The sequence below is a fragment of the Microcoleus sp. D2_18a_B4 genome, assembly GCF_036702475.1.
Classification (GTDB): Bacteria; Cyanobacteriota; Cyanobacteriia; order Cyanobacteriales; family Microcoleaceae; genus Microcoleus.
Genome location: NZ_JAUBTL010000141.1, coordinates 1 through 1,752 on the forward strand (window position 1 = coordinate 1; position 1,752 = coordinate 1,752).

The 1,752-nt window shown below is 42.4% G+C and carries 1 protein-coding gene; it reads right to left on the reverse strand.

Annotated features, from left to right (window positions below):
• Window positions 1–51 precede the first annotated feature (51 nt).
• A complete protein-coding gene (locus QUB04_RS32360; protein WP_333290747.1) occupies window positions 52–1,647 on the reverse strand; it encodes an IS1182 family transposase in 1,596 nt (531 codons plus the stop codon).
• Window positions 1,648–1,752: the final 105 nt, after the last annotated feature.

A 1,752-nucleotide genomic window follows, 5' to 3' on the forward strand; every position in this document is an offset into this window, starting at 1 on the left:
CTAGGGCGTCGGTTCATTATTAGGAGTTGACAAAAAAAGGAATTTATGAAATTAGCCAGTGCATGAGTTCGACTCTATGCCTGGTGTAATTGGCCGAACCTGCTCCATTCGAGCAATGACATGAAGATTATGAACAACAGCGACTCGCCGTAAATCGAAGAGATTTTTCCGCAGTCCAAGATACCGAGCACGATTCCCCTGCCAATGGCCAATATGAGCCAGAGAGTGTTCAACTGTAGTACGTTTTCTCAATTCTTGGCGACCAATAGCAGTGGATTGACGTGCTCGCAACTCTTGCATTAAGGCTTCATCAGGATGAATTGATACAGTCCGTCCTCTTTTACTATTCGTGCAACCAGACCTCAGAGGGCAAATTGCACATTCATTCTGAGGAAAATGAACAGTTTTCCCCGGTTCAAATGGGATACTTACCTGATTGGGACAGCTAATTAAATGCGTATCCCAGTCAAGGAAAAAAGAATTTTTATCAAACCGTCCAGAATTTTTGACGGGCCACGCCTTGCAAAATATCTGTAATTTATCATTCCTTTGTGTCACCCAGTGACTAGATAAATAAGCCCGATCGATATGTAACTCAGATAGGTGAATGTTTTGAAATTTCAAGTCACGTTCTAGGTCAATTGTAGCAGCAGATTCTGGAGTATTGGCGCGTGTCAGCGCCACAGCGCAAACTACACCACTCTCTAAATCTTTAAGAACGTGGCGTTTATATCCATCTATTTTTTTAGAGCGGCTTTTACGCCCATGGCGCATATCTGGGTCTTCAATAGAAATGCGACGATTTTTGGCTACCCCTTGACTTAAACTTGGAACGGCTTGTGAGTCGAAAGTCACATTTTGGGATTCAATGACTCGGGCAACATCCAGAGTCTCTTGAACTACTTCAAATTTATCACAATCAGACTGGCTTTGCATCCATTCTTCCACAGAATCTAAGCTACTTAGGATAATTAAGAGTGCATTTTGACGCTCTACTGGATTATCCCAGTTTATATCTAAGGCCGTTTTTAAGCTGGAACTATTAAGGATGGGTGCACCTGCTTCCAGGGCAATTTCTGCTGGCTCCCGCCCCTGCACAGCAGCTATCATACTCACCGCCTTACGTAAAGCATGACCCAAGAGATTATATGTGTCTTCGACTTTACCAGCTCCCCATAAAGGTGAGGAATCTAAAGCCACTTTGAGTTGAGATGAGCCAAATCCACCTTTTTGTTTGGCAATTTGTACGGTGCGGTCAATTAAACGTTGGTCTAGTTCTTTTTTAATTAAGCCCTTTCTGAATCGCACCAAAGTGGCTTTGCTAAAAGGGGGAGTTTCACACTTTAGACAATCGAGAACTAACTGCCAACGTTGATCCATGAGCATTTCTTCAATTACTTCATCATCAGAAATGCCTAAGTAGGCTTGCAGAATAATTGCCAAGGCAATTTGTGCAGGAGGAATTGGGCTCTGACCCACTGTGCTGTCTTTAAAAATTGTAGCAAGTTCTTCTTGAAACTCATCATTAAATATGAATGAACGGTTCAGTCGAAGAAACGTGAATAACTTGGCTCTCTTGATGCGTTTGATAATCAACGCTTCTGAGTCTGACAGTTCAATGGGAGGATGCCATGAGGGAGGACGCATAAAATTTCTTCTTTCTTCCTGATTGTCAGAATTTAACAGGCTTTTCAATTCACATATCATTTTCAGTTTGTTTTGTCAACTCCTAATACTGAACCGACGCCCTAG